This window comes from Pseudomonas sp. ICMP 3272 (assembly GCF_001466905.1).
Taxonomy (GTDB): domain Bacteria; phylum Pseudomonadota; class Gammaproteobacteria; order Pseudomonadales; family Pseudomonadaceae; genus Aquipseudomonas; species Aquipseudomonas amygdali.
The window spans coordinates 1-5,550 of the sequence record NZ_LKEK01000093.1 but is presented as its reverse complement, the minus strand read 5'-3'; the positions used below and the strand labels follow the sequence as shown (position 1 = coordinate 5,550).

The 5,550-nt window shown below is 61.2% G+C and carries 1 protein-coding gene; it reads left to right on the top strand.

Annotation, left to right across the window (positions count from 1 at the left end):
• Positions 1–5,550 (top strand): non-ribosomal peptide synthetase (locus tag AO068_RS23280; protein ID WP_152999765.1); only part of this gene is annotated, 5,550 nt, incomplete at both ends.

Genomic DNA, 5,550 nt, shown 5'->3' with positions numbered 1-5,550 from the left:
TGGCGACCCACACTCGGATCGTTGGCTACTGGCGCTGATTGATCACCACATGATCAGCGACCACACCACCCTGGAACTCATAGTCGAAGAAATTCGCCTGCTGATGCAAGGCCAGAGCGCAGACCTGCTGCCACCGCAGCCTTATCGGGAGTTTGTCGCACAGGCCCTCGCCAGCCCTTCAAGTGCCCACGAAGCCTACTTCACCCGCCGTCTGGCTGATGTTGACTCACCCACCGCTCCGTTCGAACTGCTGGAAGTTCAGGGCGACGGCAATGACGTTGAAGAGGCCGAACTGGCATTGAGCAGTGACCTCTGCGCACGTATCCGCACTCAGGCCCGGGAGCGCGGCATGTCCCCGGCGGTTCTGTTCCACGTTGCCTGGGCTCAGGTGCTGGCCCGTTGTACCGGTCGCGATGATGTGGTGTTCGGCACCGTGGTCACCGGCCGCCTGCAAGGTACGTTCGGCGCCGAGCGGGCCATGGGCATGTTCATGAACACCCTGCCGGTTCGCGCGCAACTGGCCACGCAAGGCGCCCAGGAACTGGTCATGGCCACCCACCGTGATCTCAGCGAATTACTGAGCCACGAGCAGGCATCATTGGCCCTCGCCCAGCGTTGCAGTAGCGTGGCCACGGCGGTGCCGTTGTTCTCCAGCCTGCTCAACTACCGGCATCAGGGCAAGGACAGCCAGTTGCAATGGCCGGGCATGCGCTTGCTCGACAGCTCTGAGCGCACCAATTACCCGTTGTGCTTGTCGGTTAACGATTACGGCAGTGACCTCGGCCTGTTGATACACAGCGTGCAGCCCGCGGACCCGCAACGCCTGTGCGCCATGATGCAGTGTGCACTGGAGCAATTGACCGACGCGCTGGCGCACACGCCGCAGATGGCCGTTACGCAGCTGGATGTGCTGCCCGCCGCCGAGCGCAATCGGCTGTTGGAGACCTTCAACCAGACCCGCCAGGACTACCCGACTGACCTGTGCATTCAGCACCTTTTTGAAGCGCAGGTACGCACCCAACCTGATGCCATCGCCGTGGCTTTCCAGGCGCAGCGCTTGAGCTATGCCGAATTGAACCGTCAGGCCAACCGTCTGGCGCATCATCTGATTGGCATGGGCATCGGCCCGGATGATCGGGTGGCGATCTGCGTCGAGCGCGGCGTGGAAATGATGGTCGGCCTGCTCGGTGTGCTCAAGGCCGGAGCGGCTTACGTGCCACTGGACCCGGCCTACCCGGCCGAGCGCCTGGCCTACATGATCGAAGACAGTACGCCGTCGGCGTTGCTGACACAGAGCCACTTGCAGGGGTATCTGCCGACTCTGGCCTTGCCGCTGGTATTGCTCGACGACGATCAGCGCAGCACGTTTACCGAGCGTGACGACAACCCGGTGGTGCAAGCCCTCGGTGCGCGCAACCTGGCCTATGTGATCTACACCTCGGGTTCCACTGGCAATCCGAAGGGCGTGATGATCGAACACCGTGGTCTGGTCAACTACAGCATTGATGCCGCGCGGCTTTTTGCTCTGTCCCCAACCGACACCGTGCTGCAACAGAACACCCTGAACTTCGACCTGTCGGTGGAGGAAATCTTCCCGGCCTTGCTGGCTGGTGCCACTCTGGCACCAAGCAGCGATATCTTCGGCAGCGAAGGCACTGAAAGTCACGGCATTCAACTCACCGTCCTGCACCTGACCGCCGCGCACTGGCATACGCTGGTGGCCGAGTGGCACAACCAACCGCAGGTCGCTGAGCAACGTCTGCAGCATGTGCGCTTGATCAACGTCACGGGTGACGCACTGTCGGCACAGAAGCTCAAGCTCTGGGACGAGATGCGCCCGGCACACACTCGCCTGATCAACACGTACGGTCCGACCGAGGCCACCGTTTCCTGCACCGCCGCCTACGTCAGCCATGACGCCGTGGCCGGCAGCGAAGGCAGCGGCAACGCGACCATCGGCAAGCCGATGGCCAACACCCGTATCTACCTGCTCGATGCTCAGCAGCAGCCAGTGCCATACGGCGTGGCCGGTGAGATTTTCATCGGTGGCGACGGCGTGGCGCGGGGTTACCTGAATCTTGAAGAGGTTAATGCCGAGCGCTTCCTGGCGGATCCGTTCAGCAACAGCCCTGACGCGAGGATGTACAAAACCGGCGACCTGGCGCGCTACATGGCCGACGGCCGTATTGAATACCTGGGCCGTAACGACTTCCAGGTCAAGGTGCGTGGTTTCCGTATCGAACTGGGCGAAATCGAAGCCCGTCTGGGCAATTGCGCCGGGGTCAAGGAGGCGGTAGTGGTCGCCCGGGAAGATAATCCGGGAGACAAACGCCTGGTGGCCTATGTGGTTGCACAGCCGCAAAGCCAGCTTACAACTGCTGAACTGCGTGCCGAACTGGCACCGCAACTGGCCGAGTACATGCTGCCGAGCGCGTTCGTGATCCTCGACGCCTTGCCGTTGACGCCGAACCGCAAGCTGGATCGCAAGGCCTTGCCAGCCCCGCAAGCCGATGCACTGATCAGCCGTGGCTATGAAGCCCCACAAGGCGAAACCGAAGAGCAGATCGCGGCTATCTGGCAAGACCTGTTGGGCATTGAGCAGGTAAGCCGTCACGACCATTTCTTCGAACTGGGTGGCCACTCACTGCTGGCCGTCTCGCTGATCGAGCGTCTGCGCAAGCGCGGCCTGAATCTCAACGTAAAGACTGTATTCACTGCGCCCAGCGTGCGTGAAATGGCCTTGGCTATCAGTCAGGATAAACAAGCCCTGTTCCAGGCACCGGCTAACCGGATCCCGGCCGACTGCACGCAATTAACGCCAGACATGTTGCCGCTGGTGGAACTGAGCGTTGATGAGATTGAACTGATTACCTCGGCCGTTCCGGGTGGAGCCGCCAATATCCAGGACATCTATCCGCTGGCACCGCTTCAAGAAGGCATCCTGTTCCATTACCTGCTGAATCGTGAACGCGACGCCTACCTGATGCGCTCTACGATCGAGTTCGACAGCCGTGCGCGTCTTGACGCCTTTCTTGAGGGCCTGCAAACGGTTATCGACCGCCATGATGTCCTGCGCAGTTCGGTACATTGGATCGGCCTGTCACAAGCGGTGCAAGTGGTGCACCGCCAGGCGCAATTCGCGGTACATACCCTCACGCTGACGCCGGACGAAGACGCACTCAGCCAGGTGGATCGTCTCACTGATCCCAATCGTCTTAGCCTGGACCTGCGACAGGCCCCGCTGCTACTGGCCTACATTGCTGGCGACCCACACTCGGATCGTTGGCTACTGGCGCTGCTTGATCACCACATGGTCAGCGATCACGTCACTCTGGAGCTCATACTCGAAGAAATTCGCCTGCTGATGCAAGGCCAGAGCGCAGACCTGCTGCCACCGCAGCCTTATCGGGAGTTTGTCGCACAGGCCCTCGCCAGCCCTTCAAGTGCCCACGAAGCTTACTTCACCCGCCGCCTGGCTGATGTTGATTCACCCACCGCTCCTTTCGAACTGCTGGAAGTTCAGGGCGACGGCAATGACGTTGAAGAAGCCGAGCTGGCATTGAGCAGTGACCTTTGCGTACGTATCCGCACTCAGACGCGGGAACGCGGCATGTCCCCGGCTGTGCTGTTTCATGTCGCCTGGGCTCAGGTGCTGGCCCGCTGTACCGGCCGCGATGATGTGGTGTTCGGCACCGTGGTGACCGGTCGTCTGCAAGGTACGGTCGGTGCCGAGCGGGCCATGGGCATGTTCATGAACACCCTGCCGGTTCGCGTGCAATTGGCCACACAAGGTGTCCAGGAACTGCTCATGGCCACCCATCGTGATCTCAGCGAGTTACTGAGCCACGAGCAGGCATCATTGGCCCTGGCTCAGCGTTGCAGTAGCGTGGCCACGGCGGTGCCGTTGTTCTCCAGCCTTCTCAACTACCGGCATCAGGGCAAGGACAGCCAGTTGCAATGGCCGGGCATGCGCCTGCTCGACAGCGCCGAACGCACCAACTACCCGCTGTGCTTGTCGGTCGACGATTACGGTAGTGAGCTCAGCCTGGTGATACACGGTGTGCAGCCCGCGGACCCGCAACGCCTGTGCGCCATGATGCAGTGCGCACTGGAGCAATTGACCGACGCGCTGGCGCATACACCGCAGATGGCCGTTACGCAGCTGGATGTTCTGCCCGCCGCCGAGCGTAACCGGTTGTTGGAGACCTTCAACCAGACCCGCCAGGACTACCCGACTGACCTGTGCATTCAGCACCTGTTTGAAGCACAGGTACAGGCGCAACCTGACGCCATCGCCGTAGCTTTCCAAGCGCAGCGCTTGAGCTATGCCGAGTTGAACCGTCAGGCCAACCGTCTGGCTCACCACCTGATCGGCCTGGGCATCGGCCCGGATGATCGAGTGGCGATCTGCGTCGACCGCGGCGTGGAAATGATGATCGGCCTGCTGGGTGTGCTCAAGGCCGGAGCGGCTTACGTGCCACTGGACCCGGCCTACCCGGCCGAGCGCCTGGCCTACATGATCGAAGACAGTACGCCGTCGGCGTTGCTGACACAGCGTCACTTGCAGGAATATCTGCCGACTCTGAGCTTGCCACTGGTGTTGCTCGACGATGATCAGCGCAGCACGTTTACCGAGCGTGACGACAACCCGGTGGTGCAAGCCCTCGGCGTGCGCAACCTGGCCTATGTGATCTACACCTCGGGTTCCACTGGCAATCCGAAGGGCGTGATGATTGAACACCGTGGTCTGGTCAACTACAGCGTCGATGCTGCACGCCTGTTTGATCTGTCCCCAACCGACACTGTGCTGCAACAAAACACCCTTAACTTCGACCTCTCGGTAGAGGAGATTTTCCCGGCACTCCTGGCCGGTGCCACCCTGGCGCCGAGCCGCGAGATCTTCGGCAGTGAGGGCAGTGAAAATCACGGCATCTACCCAACCGTCCTGCACTTGACCGCCGCGCATTGGCATACGCTGGTGGCTGAGTGGCACAACCAACCGCAGGCTGCTGAACAACGCCTGGCTGAGGTGCGCCTTATCAACGTCACCGGCGACGCATTATCGGCACAGAAACTCAAGCTCTGGGATGAGGTGCGCCCGGCGCATACCCGCTTGATCAACACCTATGGTCCGACCGAGGCCACCGTTTCCTGCACCGCCGCCTATGTAAGTCATGACGCTGCGGCTGGCATCAACACCCGTATCTACCTGCTTGATGCTCAGCAGCAGCCAGTGCCATACGGCGTGGCCGGTGAGATTTTCATCGGTGGCGACGGCGTGGCACGCGGCTACCTGAACCTTGAAGAGGTCAACGCCGAACGCTTCCTGGCGGATCCGTTCAGCAACAGCCCTGATGCCCGGATGTACAAAACCGGTGACCTGGCGCGCTACATGGCTGACGGCCGTATTGAATACCTCGGCCGTAACGACTTCCAGGTCAAAGTGCGCGGTTTCCGTATCGAGCTTGGGGAAGTCGAAGCCTGTCTGGGCAATTGCGCCGGGGTCAAGGAGGCGGTAGTGGTCGCTCGGGAAGATAACCCGGGAGACAA